General features: G+C 31.3%; 17 protein-coding genes. All 17 read right to left on the bottom strand.

The annotated features are described in order from the left end of the window. Window positions 1–18: 18 nt before the first annotated feature. Window positions 19–1,014, bottom strand: a complete 996-nt coding sequence (gene flgL, locus J3477_RS07455; RefSeq protein ID WP_206869081.1) for a flagellar hook-associated protein FlgL — start codon at window positions 1,012–1,014, stop codon at window positions 19–21. A 15-nt stretch (window positions 1,015–1,029) separates the two neighbouring features. Next, window positions 1,030–2,850: a flagellar hook-associated protein FlgK gene (flgK, locus tag J3477_RS07460; RefSeq protein ID WP_206869082.1), complete on the bottom strand. Its 1,821-nt coding sequence runs from the start codon at window positions 2,848–2,850 to the stop codon at window positions 1,030–1,032. Between the two features lie 14 nt (window positions 2,851–2,864). After that, window positions 2,865–3,275: a flagellar protein FlgN gene (locus J3477_RS07465; RefSeq protein WP_206869083.1), complete on the bottom strand. Its 411-nt coding sequence runs from the start codon at window positions 3,273–3,275 to the stop codon at window positions 2,865–2,867. Between the two features lies 1 nt (window position 3,276). Next, window positions 3,277–3,555, bottom strand: a complete 279-nt coding sequence (gene flgM, locus J3477_RS07470; protein ID WP_206869085.1) for a flagellar biosynthesis anti-sigma factor FlgM — start codon at window positions 3,553–3,555, stop codon at window positions 3,277–3,279. Window positions 3,556–3,981: 426 nt separating this feature from the next. Then, window positions 3,982–5,148, bottom strand: coding sequence for a flagellar motor switch phosphatase FliY (gene fliY / locus J3477_RS07475; protein WP_206869086.1), 1,167 nt, complete (start codon window positions 5,146–5,148; stop codon window positions 3,982–3,984). Then, a complete protein-coding gene (gene fliM / locus J3477_RS07480; RefSeq protein WP_206869087.1) occupies window positions 5,141–6,136 on the bottom strand; it encodes a flagellar motor switch protein FliM in 996 nt (331 codons plus the stop codon). Before fliM ends, fliY begins: the two co-directional genes overlap by 8 nt. A gap of 21 nt (window positions 6,137–6,157) precedes the next feature. After that, entirely contained in the window at window positions 6,158–6,559 is a 402-nt protein-coding gene (locus J3477_RS07485; protein ID WP_206869088.1) for a chemotaxis protein CheW, read from the bottom strand. A gap of 15 nt (window positions 6,560–6,574) precedes the next feature. Further along, window positions 6,575–6,934, bottom strand: coding sequence for a response regulator (locus J3477_RS07490; protein ID WP_206869089.1), 360 nt, complete (start codon window positions 6,932–6,934; stop codon window positions 6,575–6,577). A gap of 15 nt (window positions 6,935–6,949) precedes the next feature. Further along, entirely contained in the window at window positions 6,950–7,552 is a 603-nt protein-coding gene (locus tag J3477_RS07495; protein ID WP_206869090.1) for a chemotaxis protein CheC, read from the bottom strand. A gap of 20 nt (window positions 7,553–7,572) precedes the next feature. Beyond that, a complete protein-coding gene (locus J3477_RS07500; protein WP_206869091.1) occupies window positions 7,573–9,624 on the bottom strand; it encodes a chemotaxis protein CheA in 2,052 nt (683 codons plus the stop codon). 326 nt (window positions 9,625–9,950) lie between these two features. Beyond that, window positions 9,951–10,715 carry a CheR family methyltransferase gene (locus J3477_RS07505; protein ID WP_206869092.1) on the bottom strand — a complete coding sequence of 255 codons (765 nt, stop codon included), beginning with the start codon at window positions 10,713–10,715 and terminating at the stop codon, window positions 9,951–9,953. 10 nt (window positions 10,716–10,725) lie between these two features. Beyond that, a complete protein-coding gene (locus J3477_RS07510; protein ID WP_206869093.1) occupies window positions 10,726–11,766 on the bottom strand; it encodes a protein-glutamate methylesterase/protein-glutamine glutaminase in 1,041 nt (346 codons plus the stop codon). A gap of 13 nt (window positions 11,767–11,779) precedes the next feature. Beyond that, window positions 11,780–12,268, bottom strand: coding sequence for a chemotaxis protein CheD (locus tag J3477_RS07515; protein ID WP_206869095.1), 489 nt, complete (start codon window positions 12,266–12,268; stop codon window positions 11,780–11,782). A gap of 9 nt (window positions 12,269–12,277) precedes the next feature. Continuing rightward, window positions 12,278–12,727, bottom strand: a complete 450-nt coding sequence (locus J3477_RS07520; protein WP_200272629.1) for a chemotaxis protein CheW — start codon at window positions 12,725–12,727, stop codon at window positions 12,278–12,280. A gap of 11 nt (window positions 12,728–12,738) precedes the next feature. Continuing rightward, entirely contained in the window at window positions 12,739–14,640 is a 1,902-nt protein-coding gene (locus tag J3477_RS07525) for a flagellar assembly protein A (RefSeq protein ID WP_206869096.1), read from the bottom strand. 102 nt (window positions 14,641–14,742) lie between these two features. After that, entirely contained in the window at window positions 14,743–15,567 is an 825-nt protein-coding gene (locus tag J3477_RS07530) for an aminotransferase class IV (protein WP_206869097.1), read from the bottom strand. Between the two features lie 241 nt (window positions 15,568–15,808). Then, window positions 15,809–16,183: a DUF1292 domain-containing protein gene (locus tag J3477_RS07535; RefSeq protein WP_206869098.1), complete on the bottom strand. Its 375-nt coding sequence runs from the start codon at window positions 16,181–16,183 to the stop codon at window positions 15,809–15,811. Between the last annotated feature and the right edge of the window lie 24 nt (window positions 16,184–16,207).

The following is a 16,207-nucleotide window of genomic DNA, read 5'->3' on the forward strand; positions in this document are numbered from 1 at the left end:
AAATCCCCTCCAATACTGCTATCTCAAGTAATCCATTAGAGATGGCTGAATTATTTTTGCGCTTGTTTGCAGTGATGCCATATACACAGTCTGCATTGTGCTGTATTCCATTGTTTTTTGAGTTATATCTATATCTTCAGTATTTGATAATACTTCAGTTAAATTGTAATTTTCTTGATCATTTTTATCTTTTGCAGAATCCATTCTATTTTCTTTTGCTCCAACTTCTGATCTGATTTTCAGTATATTACTAGCTGCAGCAGTTAAGTCATCTAGGTTTTCTCCTGTAAGTTTGCTTTGTGCATCAGGAGAAGATGAATCTAAGTTAGTAATTATATTATTCAACAAATTGCTAACATTTATTTGCTTTCCTTTTTCACTTGTGAAATTTAACACATCATATGCACTTACATTGTAATCCATAGTTACACCTTGTGATACTTCCACAGGTAGCTTTGCTTTTATCATATCCATCTGACTTGACATAGTAATATCTGTGGAGTTTACCGAAAGCTCTTCACCATCTTTTCCTGCAAAGAATAATCCTTTATTTCCATTTGCATCAAAATCCTTTACTCCCATTGGTTTTGATGTTACCTTACTACCACCGAAGATATACTTACCATCGAAATTTGAATTTAATATTTGAGATACTTCTGAAACCTTCTGATTAAGCTCATCCTTTATAGCTCTTCTTTCATCTGAACCATAAGCTGCATTTCCAGATGATACTACAAGTTCTCTTATTCTTTGAACAGATTGAGTGATTTGATCTAAAGATGTATCTGTAGCATCTAGCCAGTTTATAGTATCACTTATATTTTCATTGTACTGCTTATTGGCAGATATATCTGTATTAAGCTGCATCGCTCTTGCAACTTTAAAAGGATCATCTGATGGTCTTCTTATCTCTTTTCCTGATGATAACTGAGATTGAAGAGTTTTCATATTATTAAGATTTGTTCTCATATCACTTAGGAAGTTATTTGATAACATTCTATTAGTAACTCTCATTTAAATACTCCTTTACTATTTCTTTAATCCATTTACTACTACATCAAGAAGCTCGTCTACTGTAGCTATAACCTTTGCATTTGCACTATATGCATGTTGAAATTGCACTAAGTTAGCCATCTCTTCATCAAGTGAAACTCCAGACACACTATCTTTAGTTTGATTTAGCGAATCTAAAAGTTGTTGCTGGTTACTTACCATTCTGGTTGCTTCTTGAGCTTGTACCCCTAATTTATCTATAGAATCTTTAAAGTACGCTTCTAAAGTAGTTCCATTATTATTATTTTCGATTGTCATGCCGTTATCCTTTAGCACTGCTTTTCCTTTTGACATATTGAAAAGGTCTGCTCTAGATTTCACTGTAGTCCCAACATCCTGAATATCAATTAAATTATTCTTAAGCTGAGCAATGGCCAAGGCTCTAGCTCCATCACCTTCACCATCTACAGTATTTTGTGAAGCATACGCAAAATCAGAATCTCTTGTTTTTGTCTTTAATTTCATAACATCACTAAGAATTTCTTTATTTACCGTTATATTTTCTGCTGTTATTTCTGATTCATTACTTAAAGTATCATCAAGATTTATCATCTGACCATTAACACTATATCTAGCTACTGATTTATTTACGAATAAAGGCATATAATCTTTATCTGGAAATCCATTACTAGTTGTACTTGACATACCACTATGTATAGCATTAACTGTAAATGCTATAGATTTAGCTAACTTGTTTACTTGATCTATATAATTATCAATATCTTTTTGTATTGTTATATTTCCTTTTACTTCTCCAGATGCAGGTGAAAACAATTTAAGTTCTTGTACATCTACAGTTGATCCATCTTTTAATGGATATCCATCTGCTTTAGTTGCAACTCCATCACTATTTCCCCAAATAACTCTTGTCTCTTCAATTTCTTTAGCTTGATCAGGACTAACATTAGTTAAAGTTATTGTTTGTTTATTATTTTCATTGTCCATATTTCCAAGCTTATAATAGGTTATCTTATAAGTAGTACCAGAATCATCACTTGGATCTTTTTCCATACTGCTTATATATGAAAATCTAGCAACTTGGGTATCTCCATCAGCTTTAACTAGTTCTGGAGCCTTCATACCATTTACATCTGCAGGCTTTAAATTAATTCCTTCAAAAGCTTTCTTATCTATAGTTAGGTTAAATTTGCTAGATAACTGGTCTATTAACAGATCTCTTTTATCCATTAAATCATTAGGCGTATCTCCAGCATTTTTAACACTTATTATTTCTTTATTTAGTTCACCAATTTGATTTAAAGTACTGTTCATATCAGTTACAGTATTCTTTATAAGACTTTGTGCATTATTTTTTAAATCTCTAAGTTGTGTATATGTATGATTTAATGAATCAGTAAGAGCTAAAGTTTGCTGAACAACTACAGTTCTTGCATTTGAACTCTGTGGTTGCTTGGACAATTGTTGCCATGAATCGAAGAATTTTCCCATCAATGATGATATACCAGTATCAGATGGTTCTGTAAAAACATCTTCAATCTGGCTTAAAAAATTATCTCTAGTACTATATTGACCAGATATACTAGTCTCATTTCTTACTTGATAATCTAAAAAAGTATCTCTTATTCTCTCAACTGTTGAAACCTGAGCTCCTGTTCCTAGTTGTCCTGCTTCCATACCACCTAAAGATTGTGGTCTTGTGGTTTCTATGTTTGCTCTTTGTCTAGAGTATCCAGCTGTATTCGCATTTGCTATATTATGCGAAGTTACATCAATTGATTTTTGCTGAACTGCCATACCGCTTTTTGCTATATTAAATGTAGAAAATAAACCTGACATATTTCCTCCCCCTACTACCTTGACATTTTTCCGTATGAGTTATAAGTTTTCATTTCTCTGTTTGGATTTATATAACTTAACATTTGATTAGTATATGAAAGTTGCTGCTTTAAGAGTAAATCATTTGTATCCTTTTGAAGTCTCACTGCTTCTAAAAGTTTCAAAATATCTCTATAACTTTCTTCAAGTCTTTCGTTCCCTGAAGAAAATACAACTTCTTTCATAGAATTGCTTTTAACAAGCTTTCTTCTTTTCACTTCTTCTTCAGCAATTTCTTTATTGCAAGCCTGTATTTTGTTTGCAACATCATCTAATCCAAATACATCTTTTTTAATTATAAATAAATATTGATTGTCTAGTAACGAAAGAAGCTTATTAAGTGCTTCTTTTTCACTAAGTATTACATTAATAAGCTCTTCGTACATATTAAACCCTTCCTTCACTTATAGAATTAATCATTGACTGTGCTATTTTTTCATTGTTTGGTTTATATGTTCCATTTGCAACTTGCATTCTTAATGCTTCAACCTTTTCACTTCTAGGCATTACATCATCTCCTAAAGAAAAGTTACTTAAAGCTCTAGCTGCTCCTGATATTTCTAAACTATCCTTTTTCACGCTTTCAGCTTTTTGAGTTGCTTTTACTTTGTTAACATTATATATATCAATTACATTTCTAGTTGGTCCTACTCCTTTGATATTCATAACTTACCTCCACTGTACTGTATTCACTACTTATATTATCGTGCATTGAATAAATTAGTTTATACTTAGTTTTTATATTTGTAAAAATTTCCTAATTATTAAAACTCATTTTAAGTGCCATTTTTGACATCCTATACCTTATTATGAACCTGTTAGAAAAAGTCACAATTTATTAACAAAATTTTAACATTTATATTGTTTCCAAAACTACTAAAGTTTATTTTATTTTTTACTCAAACTTATATATTATAGCTTTAAAATATAAGTTTACTTATTTAATTCAAGTTATCTATACAGTTAAAACACATAATATACATTAATATTAAAATATGTTTAACCATTTAATTTCAAACAACGCTTAATATTGAAATAATTTTGAAATAATAAAAAGCACTTTCCTGCTTGATTCAGGAACAGTGCTTTTTATCATTTCAAAGACTTTATTCTCTCTGCGTTGCTTACGATACTTGTGATTCTTACTCCAAAGTTTTCATCAACTACCACAACTTCACCAAAAGCTACTCTTTTGCCATTAACTAAAATCTCTACAGGTTCATCAGCAACTTTATCTAGTTCAATTAACGATCCATTACTTAGAGATAAAATATCTTTAATACTTTTCTTAGTTCTACCAAGAACCACAGATATTTCTAATGGAACATCTAATATTAAATCTATATTTTTATGTGCTGGCCCAGAAGGACTTGAAGCTAAATTATCAAAAGATGCTTGATGAACTTCCACAGGAGTTCTTTGCTCTTGATATATAGGTTTTTCTTGTACAAAGTTATTATAGTCATTTCGACTTTCTTGGGCATGATATGTATTAGATGGTTCGTGATTACTAGCCGCTCTTACTTCCTGTTGTGGTGCTCTTTCTTCCACTCTAGGTTGCTCAATAGCCGGTTCACTTTGCTGCTCTTCCCCCATCATTATTGAAACAATCTTTTTAGCAGTTTTTAGTGGTAATAACTGCATTATGTTACTATCTACCAAATCACCAATTGTTAGTTTGAAGGATACTTTAACTAAAATATCGTCATCAGTAATACCTTCTGAAATTGGCTCATTTGCTTCATCCCAAGTCTTTGAAATAGGCGGTGATATATTTACTTCTCTTGCAAACATAGTAGCCATAGAGGTTGCTGCAGAACCAATCATCTGGTTCATTGCTTCCTGAACTGCACTTAGTTCTATTTCTGATAATTCTGTAGTATTTACAGTACCATCTCCACCCATCATAAGGTTAGCTATTACTGCAGCATCATTGATTTGCATTATTAATATATTCTTACCTAATATTCCCGAAGTATATTCTACTTCAAGTACTATATTAGGAATATGAAATTGCTCTTTTAGCTCTCCCAAAGTTGTTGTGCTTACTACTGGAGTAGTAATATTAACCGACTGATTAATTATCTGGGAAAGAGCTGTTGAAGCTGAACCCATTGAGATATTTCCTATCTCACCTAACAGATCTTTATCTATATCTGAAATACTTTCTTCAGTGTTACCTGTTGTGGATTCGGCTGGTGTTGATGGACCATTTAACAAAGAATCTATCTCTTCTTGTGTAAGAAATCCATTACTCATAATCTTCCACATCCTTACCTATAATGTCAAGTATGGCTACTCCCATATTTTTACCAACTATACCTGGTTTGGCCAGGTAACATTTTTCTTCTTCAACTACTACTGTTACAGGACTATTATACTTGTTATCAAGTTTAATCACATCACCAGTCACCAATCTTAAGAAATCATCTATACTAATTTCTGTACTACCAAGCTCTACCTTAACATTTACATCTACGACATCCAATCTCTTTTCTAAATCATGTCTTGTATGTTCAAGATCTTCCTCAGCACCTGCTTGGAACCAGTTTCTCATTACTAGTTTATCAAGAATCTTTTCTATACTTAAGTAAGGTATACAAAGATTTATAAAAGTATTACTCTTACCCATTTCTACTGAAAAAGTTATTAATGCTACTGGCTCATTTGGAGCTAATGTCTGGTTTAAAGCAGGATTAGTTTCTAAACTCTCTACTTCTATATCAATATCCATCACATCTTCCCAAGCAAGCTTTAGATTTGATAATACTCCTGTTCCTACTTGAGTGATTATATTTTTGTCTATATCTGTAAATTCTTTACTTACATGTCTTCGCTCTCCTGTTCCTCCTAACAGTATATCAATAACTTGAAAGGAGAAACTAGGATTCATCTCAAAAAGAATTGAACCATTTAAAGGTGGCATTTTAAACAAAAGCAGTGTAGTTGGATTAGATACACTATGTATAAACTCCTCATAGGTTACCTGCTCTATGTTTTCTATTTTAACCTTTGTATTTTTTCTCACCTGAGCAGTAAGAAAATTAGATATTATTCTTGCAAAATTATCATGTATAAGTTCAAGTGCCCTTATATGCTCTTTAGAAAACTTTTGAGGACTCCTAAAGTCATAAACTTTCACTTTTTGCTTTTCTTCATCTTTTTGCAATTCCTCTGGCTCAAGCTCTCCAGCAGACAAGGCAGACAATAGGGCGTCTATTTCACTTTGTGATAATACATCTGCCATACGCTTACCTCACTTCACTAATTAAATTTTTAGTATTTTACTTATATCTACTAATGTAACTAGTTTATCATCAAAATTCACTATACCTTTTACATAGCTTTGATACTTTTCATTCTCAAGTCTTTGAATAAGTTTTTCATCAATTTCTAAAACCTCTTCAACCTCATCAACAGATATACCTACTTGCTCATCATCAACATTCAATATTATTATGTTACTTTGAACTTTTGACGACTTTGGTATATTAAGTAGTAGATTTATATCCAGTAGAGGTATTATGCTACCTCTAAGGTTTATAAGTCCTCTAATGTGCTCTGGGGCTTTTGGTACTTTGGTCACTTCTGTCATATCAGTAATGCTCTGAACTTTAGATGTCTCTACAGCAAAAAGTTCATCACTTATCTTAAAAACAACAACTTGCATTTTCATGCCCCCTTATTAACCAATTGCCTTTTTGATTGCTTCTAACACTCTATCTGCTTGGAATGGTTTTACTATAAAATCTTTTGCACCTGCTCTTATTGCATCCATAACCATACCTTGTTGGCCCATGGCACTGCACATTATTACCTTAGCTGCTGGATCAAATGCTTTGATGTTTTTAACTGCTTCAATCCCATCCATGTCTGGCATTGTTATATCCATAGTTACTACATCTGGTCTTTCCTTCTTATAAAGCTCTACAGCCTTAATTCCATTACTTGCTTCACCTACAACTTCAAATCCATTTTTTTCAAGAATATCCTTTATCATCATTCTCATAAATGCCGCGTCATCAACAATTAATACTCTAGCCATTTAGAATCCCCCTATCTATATTACGCCTATTGAATTTAATATTTTTTCTAAAGATCCAGGATTAGGAACAAAGTAAAAATGTCCACCAATGTTTTCTGAATCTTCGCCTAATAGCATTGTTTCTATTTCCAATACATTATCTGAATACTGTGCTGACTCTACAAAGGTAGAGCTTAATATCGCACTTAGCATATCAAACGCCACAGCTGGAACTGATGGCATAATGCTCAAGTTTGTAAGTCTTGCTATTGCATTCATATATGCTGCTGAAATAATATTACCTATTTCACATAGCACTGAATTTCCCATCTCACTAAACTCATCTTCCTTCATTCCAGTCAGTACTTCTATTATATTAGAAGCTATAGATTTTTCAAATACAAATAATATATTTCCTGGTGCATCACCAAGTACTTTTACTAGTACCGCTGCCACCAATTCTTCCTCAGAAACAAAATTATAAATATCCATAAAATCTATTACCTTAACATTTGGAACTGTCATATCAATTTTTCTATTTAGCAATTGAGAAAGAGCCGTTGCTGCATTTCCTGCACCAATATTACTTACTTCTTTAAGAGCATCTAGTTGAAGTGCACTTAATTGAGTATAATCCATCACAATCCTCCTTCTAGTTCCTAGATTAAAGCACCTACATCAAGTATAAGTGTAACAAGACCATTACCAAGTATTGTCGCTCCAATATACTCATTTAATCCTTCAAGAGTTTTTCCTAAAGGTTTTATTACTATTTCTTGCTGTCCTAATAAAGAATCAACTAAAAGACCAACAACTTTATCTCCAACCTTAACTATTATAATAAAATTCTTATCCTTTTTGCTAGTATCAATTTGTAAAGTTTCATTAAGCCTAATTAGAGGTATAACATTTTCTCTATATACTATAACTTCTCTTCCATTAGTCTTCTTTATTCTATCTTCTTTATAATCTATAACTCTGTCGATAAACCCTAAAGAAATTGCAAGTGTCTCTTCTCCAACCTTAACAAGCAACGCTTGAATTATTTGAAGAGTAAGAGGAAGTCTTATTATAAAACTTGAACCTTTTCCTATTTCACTTACTACATCAACAGTTCCTCCAAGTGCAGATATTTTTGTTTTTACAACATCCATACCTACGCCTCTACCTGATATATCTGTTACTACTTCGTTAGTGCTAAAGCCTTGAGAGAAAATTAAATTCTTTATATCATTTTCAGTCATTCCTTCAGTGTTTATGCCTACTCTTTCAGCTTTACGTCTAACCTTTTCAACATCAATACCATTACCATCATCTTCTACTCTTATTACAGCTTTTGTACCTTCTTGATAAGCGGACAATCTTATTGTACCTACAGGATCTTTACCTGACTTAGCTCTATCTTCTTTGCTTTCTACTCCATGATCAGCAGCATTTCTTAATAAGTGGATTAATGGTTCCCCAATTTCATCTATTACAGTTCTATCTAATTCTGTATCTTGACCTTCAACAATGAAGTTAATTTCCTTATTCAATTCTACAGAAAGATCTCTAATCATTCTAGGGAATCTATTAAATACAACTTCTAGAGGAAGCATTCTTATCTTCATAACAAGATCTTGCAAGTCAGAGGTTGTTCTAGCAACTTGTTCAAGAGTTTCATTTAGCTCTTGAGCTCTATAACTTGTGCTTATTTGTTCTAATCTAGTTCTATGTATAACTAACTCAGAAACCATGTTCATTAGCTTATCTAGACGTTCCAAATCAACTCTTACTGATTGATGAACCTTTTTGGTTTGACCAGATGGACTATTGCTCTTTTTTTCTTCAACTTTTTCTTTATTCGTAACTATAGATTTAGGCGCTACCGTTTTTGACGTTTCATTTACTTCAGCCTTAGCTACTGATTCATCTTTAGTGGTTGCAATTTCATTTACTTTTTCTATTCTTAATTCGACTTCTTCTGTAGAAACTTTATCCACTTCTGAAATATTTTTAACAAGTTTTTCAATTTCTTCAGCATTTAGTGTAGTAATTACAATAAGTTCAATGCTAAAATCAAAGTTTTCGTTTTCTATATCTTCTGTAGAAGGATATGATTTTATAACTTCTCCATGCTCTTCTAACTCTTTAAATATTAAAAAAGCTCTAGCAGACTTTAATAAAGTATTCTCATTAAGACTTATGAAAACTCTTATAGCCTTATAGCCCTTTTCATGAGCTTGCTTAATTACATTCATGTCATATTCATTTATGTCTATTACATAATCTGATGAACTCTTATTTTCTGATATTTCTTCTACTATATCCACAGCAACACTGTCTTGCTGTTCATTAGTACTTATATCATGTAAAGCTTTCATTATATTTTCTATTTCAACTTTTTCTTCTATACCTTCTGATATGTTATTTACCATTCTTTCAAGAGTATCTAAGCAATCAAAAAGAACTGTAACTACATTTTGAGTAACTTTCAGTTCACCTTCTCTAAATTTAGAAAGAACATCCTCCATTTTATGAGTTAGTTCTGCTATATCACTAAATCCCATTGTTGCTGCCATACCTTTTATAGTATGAGCTACTCTAAATATTTCATTTAACTTGTCAATATCATCTGGTTTTTGTTCTAAGTCAAGTAAAGATTCATTTAGAGTCTGCAAATTGTCCATGGACTCTTCTAAGAACATTGAAAGATATTGAGATGTGTCCATTGTTATCCCTCCTGTTATTCTTCGAAGCACGTAACAATTATCAATTGTTACGCCTCCTGTTATTCTCCGTAGCACATGACAATTATTAATTGTCATGCCTCCTGTATTCCTTTTTAGCACTTAACAGTTATTATTAGCAAAATTAACTAATCAGTAAATATCAATTATAGCTAAATAATAAATTAGAATAGTCATTTTTTTGTAATATACAGCAATTATATATCATATATTTATTTAAAATATGTGAAAATTGCCTAACCTTTTCAGTTATTCAACACTTATTATTCGTATGAAGTAGTTAATTTCTTTATAGCAATTATTAACTTTTATAATTTTCTATAAATAAAAGTAGAAGCCTTTTCAAAACCAAAATCTTTATAATTATATATACTTTCAGTAGCACCTACAAATAATAAACCACCTTTTTTAAGGGATGCTGCAAATCTCTTGTATATATCATTTTTAACATCTACATTAAAATAAATAACTACATTTCTACATACGATTAAGTCAAAGTTACTCTCATAACTATCTAATATAAGGTCATGCTTTTTGAAAGTAACCATGTTTTTCACACTTTGTTCGATATAATACTTATCTTTAACTTTCTTAAAGTACTTTTCCATTTCTCTAGGTTTTACATTTTTCATTTCGTTATCAGTATATTCTCCAAGCTTAGCTTTCTGAAGAATTGTATTATCGATATCAGTAGCTAATATCTTGTGTCTGCCATTGGGACTTACATTATTCAAAATCATAGAGATCGAATACGGCTCACAACCAATAGAACAAGCTGCACTCCAGATCTTAAGACTATTATTAGCTGCAGACTCTTTTTTCAAGATAGCCTCTAACTCTTCAAATAATTCTGGATTTCTAAAAAATTCTGTAACATTTATAGTTATAAAGTCCAAGAATCTTTGTCTATGCTCTCTGTCCGTTTTAATCAACTTCGTATATTCTTCTAATGATTTTACGCCCAATCTTGTCATTAAACTTTCTATTCTTCTATTAAGCTGGGTTGGTTTATACGCAGATAGATTAATACCTAGTTCTTTATGTACCCATTGATGAAACTGGCTAAAATCCATAGTTTATCTACTATCCTTTCATTAATGTAACGATTTTTTTTGCTATATATCCTAATGGTAATACTTCATCAACTTTCCCTGTTTCAAAAGTGGCTTTAGGCATTCCATAAATAGTACATGTAGACTCATCCTCTGAAATAGTATGTCCTCCAGCATTTTTTATAGATACTGTACCTTGTGCACCATCTTTTCCCATTCCAGTGAGTACCACAGATAATAAGTTCTTACCATAGACAGCAGCTGAGCTATTAAATAGTTTATCTACTGCTGGTCTTACTCCCCATATACTTGGTTCTTGATTTAACGAAATTCTTTTATCCTTAGATACTTCCATGTGATAACCACCTGGAGCAATATATATAACATTTTTTTCAATTCTCATATCGTTTTCTGCTTCTACAACCTTAAGGTTACAAAGATTATTTAATCTTTCTGAGAAGGTCTTTGTAAATCCTGCTGGCATATGCTGAACCACTAACACAGGAACCTCTAAATCTTTAGGAAGTTCTGTCAATACAGTTTGAAGTGCTCTAGGGCCACCTGTAGATGCACCAATTACCACTGCCTCTATTTTATTAGAAGCTTTCTTAGTAGTAATAAATTTTGCAGGCTCCTTTGCCTCAACTTTAAAATCAAACAATGATCTTTTTATGGATGCTACTGCTCTTATTTTATGTACTAACTCAAGCTTAACCTTATTAATATCAAGCGAAATCGATCCTGATGGCTTTGACACGAAATCGGCAGCACCAGCATCTAAACAATCCAATGTTGTTCTAGAAGAGCTTGTGGTTAAGCTACTTAACATTATAACTTTAGCATTTCTATTTGTGAGTTTCAATTTTTTCAGCGCAGTAATACCATCCATTTTCGGCATTTCTACGTCTAAGGTAATTACATCTGGATTATAACCTCCAACCTTGTCAACGAACTCCTCACCATTTCTTGCAGTAGCTATAACTTCCATATCTGTCTCTTCATTTATCATGTCAGAAATTATTTTTCTCATAAGTGCAGAATCGTCTACTACCATAACTCTTATTTTATTCAAGATTATCACTCCATTAAAGTTCTATAATACCTTGTCCTACAATCTTTATTATTACCTTGCCAGTTTTTGAATCTAAAACCATTGTTCTACCTTTGTTTCCACCTAGGTGAGAAGCAAGAACTTGAAGTTGTAATTCTTTTAAAGTCTTCGCTACAGCTTCACCATTTCTTTTTCCAATATCACTTATCATGCTCTTATCAGAAAAATTAAACATGGATGCTCCTCCAGCTATTTTTACAACCAAATTTCTTTTTTGGCACCCTAACTTTTCCATCTTTTCAATTAGAATCGGAATAGCTAAATCAGCAAATTTATATGGATTTTTCACTTCTTTAAACTGAGTTGAATCAGGTAACATTATATGTGACAAACCACCAATCAATTTAACTTTATCAAATACTGCTATTCCAACGCAAGAACCTAGTCCTATGGTCATTATTTTATCTGGATTACTTACAGTATTTAAATCAGCAATACCTACTTTAACTTCTGCATCTATCATAGAACCACCTTATAGCAACTTAGTTTTTTCTTCCTCTGTTAAAATTTTAGATAAATCTAAGAGGATTACTATATTTTCCTTTAATCTTATTAGTCCTTTTATGTATCTTCTTGAAATACTTGCAGCAATTGCTGGAGGGTTTTCTATTAAATTAACTTCCACATCTTTGACTTCATAAACATTATCTACGATAATGCCCATCTTAGATTCACTTTCTTTAACTACAATAATCTTTGTTTCAGCTAAATTTACTTTAGTATTAAACCCAAACTTTTTAGACAAATTAACTACAGGTAAAATGCTTTCTTCATAATTAATAACTCCGTCAACGAAACTTGGTACATCAGGTAACACCGTTGGTGTTTCATAACCTAATATTCTTTCTACTTCCATTATATCAGTAGCGTAATGTTCTCCATTTAAACTAAAAATCAGTAACTTTATTTCCTTGTTAGCCATTTTAATCCCCCTTATAAGCGAAACTTATCTATTATTATATCTCCAAGTTCATCCATGTATACATGAACATCCCTTGAAGGCTCTTCTAGGACTATTTCTCTTTCTCCAATCGCAAAAATAGTATTGTGATATGCAATATCAGCATATATGTGCCCGATTTTCGAAACAGAAGCTTTTGTCTTAACTCCGCCAGTACTACCAATAGTCTTACATCTTATTTCATTTTCAGCTTTCAAATATCCCCCTCTAGACACGCTGCCGCTTTGAGTAAAAATTATACTTCCACTGCATGTTAAATGAGATATATATTGTCCTTTACCATTTAAGTATATACTTCCTGACGAACTTATTGTAGAATCTTGACAATAATTTATACTAATGTCAGCAGGGATATTAACTTTCCCTTGAATATCTTTAATATACTCATCTGCTAATACCACTAACTTGTCCAACTCGCTAAAATGCTTAATTGTGGTTGGTCCAAGACCTATAAGCATTTGCTTTACTAACCTGCTTATATTTTTACCTTCTTCATCAGATTTAGAGAATAATCTGATTATGTTTAACGAATTAGTTGTTATACTCTTAAATTTGTTTTCAATTAGAACCTTAATTATTTCACCATCGCTTCTATCAACACCCAATAAATTATGTTCTTTAATCTCTAGTATTGTACTAGTCAGCTGTAACATTGAATTTTTTAAGTTTTGTAATTCATCTAATTGTTGTTGTATTAAGAAGTCTTTACCACCAGCTTCAATGGTTGATCCAATAATACTACCTTTTATTAAAGTTTGATCGTTTGAAATAATATGAGAACCCTCTACAGAACCATCAATCGTTATAGATTTTCCAGCTTTTATAGTCATTCCTTGACTAACATTTGCTCCTATATGTATATCACCAGTGAAATTAAGATTTCCTGAAGCTAGATTCACATCAGATGTTGCTTCGTATATCTTATTCACTGAAATAGTATTATTTTTAAAGTCCGGTCTTCCATCAGCTGTGGCGATTATATTACTACCATCAATTTTACATCCTTCGCCTGCATTCAATTGTAATTCTTTATACTTTTCAGGCTTTACAACCTTACCACTTATATTTATTCCTGGCTTTCCCTCTGAACCTTTTACTAATGTAGCTATTAGTTCTCCTGATTGAACAGTAACTATCTGATTCATATTTCTAAAGTCAATTGTCTCATCTTCAGACACTATTCTTTTTTGTTTATCTCTGAAAAGTATAGTCAATTGGTCGTGTACTGTATCTTTCACTTTTTTACCTTCTGCAACTAAGATTTCACCTTGTTCATCTCCGGTGCACAAAGATTTTAAGTTCTCTAAAATTATACCACTTACAATCCCTCTTTCAGATAAAACCTTTTTAATTTCAAGCTCATTAAACTTTGGAGGATATTCTTCGTAGTCAAGTTCTGTCTTTAAATTTAATACACTCACGCTTTCTGAATCACATAATTTATATACTCTTTTAGGAATATATTTAACCGAAGCCATTGCAGTCATTTCGTCATCCGAAGTAACTATATTCATTTCTCTTTTTGCTTCTTGATTTATAATATCATACCTTATAGAATTATTTTCGGTTATACTACAAAAATCTTCAACTTTTTTATTATCTATATATAGAATGACATTGTCACTTGTGAATACTTTTGCAGGTGATCCCTGTTCTAAAGGATTAGTAACTATAAAACTTCCGTTTTTCACAGCTACCTTTCCATCATGGTTTGGGGTATTATTCTTGGGTGAAACTCTAATTTTGTATTTTCTTCTAAGCATACCCTTTTTCTCAATCACTTCATAATCAAAATCTTCTGCAGATATATTAAGTTCCGCTTCTGCTAATTTGATACATTCTTCAATAGTTAATGCTTCATATACATATTCCATAATTACTCACACCCCCCAAGAGTCATTTACTGCTTTTAGTATACCATATTAAGGTTTAATTGTAATTTAAATTTTAATGTGAATTATAATTTCATTCAAATATTATTTAGCAGATTTAATATATTCATCAATTTTTTTATTATATAATCTTATTAGTTCTAAAATCACTGTGTTCTTTGGCGAATTTAAAGTTATTTTATCAACATTCGCAATAGGAAGAATCTTAGGAGATGTACCTGTTATAAACATACCATCTAAGGTTCCAATATCTTTGTAAGATATCTTTTCTTTCTTTATTGATATATTATTATCTTTACATATATCTATGATAGAACCTCTTGTAACCCCCGGAAGAACATCTTCCAATGGCGATGTTAATATCTCATCTTCTCTTACCATAAATATATTAGATTTACTACCTTCTGTTATAAAACCATTTCTATCTACTAAAATAGCTTCGTAGCAATTTTTTTCTTTTATTTGCTCATTTACTAATGTTCTGAAATCTGTATTCACTATTTTTGCATTAGGATTTTCTCTTTCACCAAAGAACAGTGTAGTATTTACACCATTTTCGTATTGGTCATTTGTAGGATATGAATGTTTAACAAAGTATACTAAAAGATTTCTATCATCGCTTTCTGAATCCATTAATAATTTTATATTTCCTTCAAATACATTAACTTCTTTTATTAGAGTTTCAATTTGTTCCTTTATTTCCTCCTTATCATACTTGATCTCTTTATTTATTAAAGAGAATGAATTATTCATCCTTTCTAGATGCTTTTCTAAAAAAAGAGGTACTCCATCTATTACTCTTATAACTTCATACACTATTCCTTTTCTTCTTAGTATATTATCGTCAAATTTTTCTTTAACTCTAGATGTACCATTTAAAATAAATTTATTTGAATAACATTCACTCATTTTTATCCCCTCAATTCACAATTTTATTAATTTGCATTGATGTATCACTTCACAATTAAATTTATATTTTCATATTGAAGTGATATATCTTTATCTACTTTATATTATATATTAATTAATAAATACCATACAATTATGTGATTAAATAATTGTATACAATTTTAAAATCATCAATTAAATTTAAAATGAAGTTTAATTTATTAAAGAATAAAAAAAAGGCGGTATAAACCGCCTTCTTCAACTATTGAGCTAATTCAGACTCATAGTACTTTGTAACTTCTTCAAATTCTTCATCATCAGGTATTGAAAGTTCTCCTTCTTCACCCTCTGATTTAAATAAGTATACTGATCCATCATTAGGGTTTTGAACTAAAACATATTCTTTTTCTTTATATTCAAAAGCATCTATAACTTCACAACTTACTACATTGCCGTTTTCATCTTCTAAATCTACAACGAAACTTTCATGATCATGATCATGGTCATGGCCACATCCGCAATCGTCATCTCCACAACCTTCGTCGCCACAGCCACATGTATTTTCTTCTTTTAATTCTAAACCATTATCTTCGCAGCCACAGCCACATCCGCAAGTATCTTTTTCTTTATCTGACATATGTGATTCACACAATCTAAATGA

Origin of the sequence: Clostridium zeae, from assembly GCF_017312485.1 — a bacterium.
GTDB classification, from domain to species: Bacteria; Bacillota; Clostridia; order Clostridiales; family Clostridiaceae; genus Clostridium_AR; species Clostridium_AR zeae.

Bases quoted from the DNA above. Each gene is read 5' to 3' on its own strand.
- flgL (WP_206869081.1), bottom strand. From the start codon at position 1,014: ATGAGAGTTACTAATAGAATGTTATCAAATAACTTCCTAAGTGATATG.
- flgK (WP_206869082.1), bottom strand. From the start codon at position 2,850: ATGTCAGGTTTATTTTCTACATTTAATATAGCAAAAAGCGGTATGGCA.
- J3477_RS07465 (WP_206869083.1), bottom strand. From the start codon at position 3,275: ATGTACGAAGAGCTTATTAATGTAATACTTAGTGAAAAAGAAGCACTT.
- flgM (WP_206869085.1), bottom strand. From the start codon at position 3,555: ATGAATATCAAAGGAGTAGGACCAACTAGAAATGTAATTGATATATAT.
- fliY (WP_206869086.1), bottom strand. From the start codon at position 5,148: ATGAGTAATGGATTTCTTACACAAGAAGAGATAGATTCTTTGTTAAAT.
- fliM (WP_206869087.1), bottom strand. From the start codon at position 6,136: ATGGCAGATGTATTATCACAAAGTGAAATAGACGCCCTATTGTCTGCC.
- J3477_RS07485 (WP_206869088.1), bottom strand. From the start codon at position 6,559: ATGCAAGTTGTTGTTTTTAAGATAAGTGATGAACTTTTTGCTGTAGAG.
- J3477_RS07490 (WP_206869089.1), bottom strand. From the start codon at position 6,934: ATGGCTAGAGTATTAATTGTTGATGACGCGGCATTTATGAGAATGATG.
- J3477_RS07495 (WP_206869090.1), bottom strand. From the start codon at position 7,552: ATGGATTATACTCAATTAAGTGCACTTCAACTAGATGCTCTTAAAGAA.
- J3477_RS07500 (WP_206869091.1), bottom strand. From the start codon at position 9,624: ATGGACACATCTCAATATCTTTCAATGTTCTTAGAAGAGTCCATGGAC.
- J3477_RS07505 (WP_206869092.1), bottom strand. From the start codon at position 10,715: ATGGATTTTAGCCAGTTTCATCAATGGGTACATAAAGAACTAGGTATT.
- J3477_RS07515 (WP_206869095.1), bottom strand. From the start codon at position 12,268: ATGATAGATGCAGAAGTTAAAGTAGGTATTGCTGATTTAAATACTGTA.
- J3477_RS07520 (WP_200272629.1), bottom strand. From the start codon at position 12,727: ATGGCTAACAAGGAAATAAAGTTACTGATTTTTAGTTTAAATGGAGAA.
- J3477_RS07525 (WP_206869096.1), bottom strand. From the start codon at position 14,640: ATGGAATATGTATATGAAGCATTAACTATTGAAGAATGTATCAAATTA.
- J3477_RS07530 (WP_206869097.1), bottom strand. From the start codon at position 15,567: ATGAGTGAATGTTATTCAAATAAATTTATTTTAAATGGTACATCTAGA.
- J3477_RS07535 (WP_206869098.1), bottom strand. From the start codon at position 16,183: ATGTCAGATAAAGAAAAAGATACTTGCGGATGTGGCTGTGGCTGCGAA.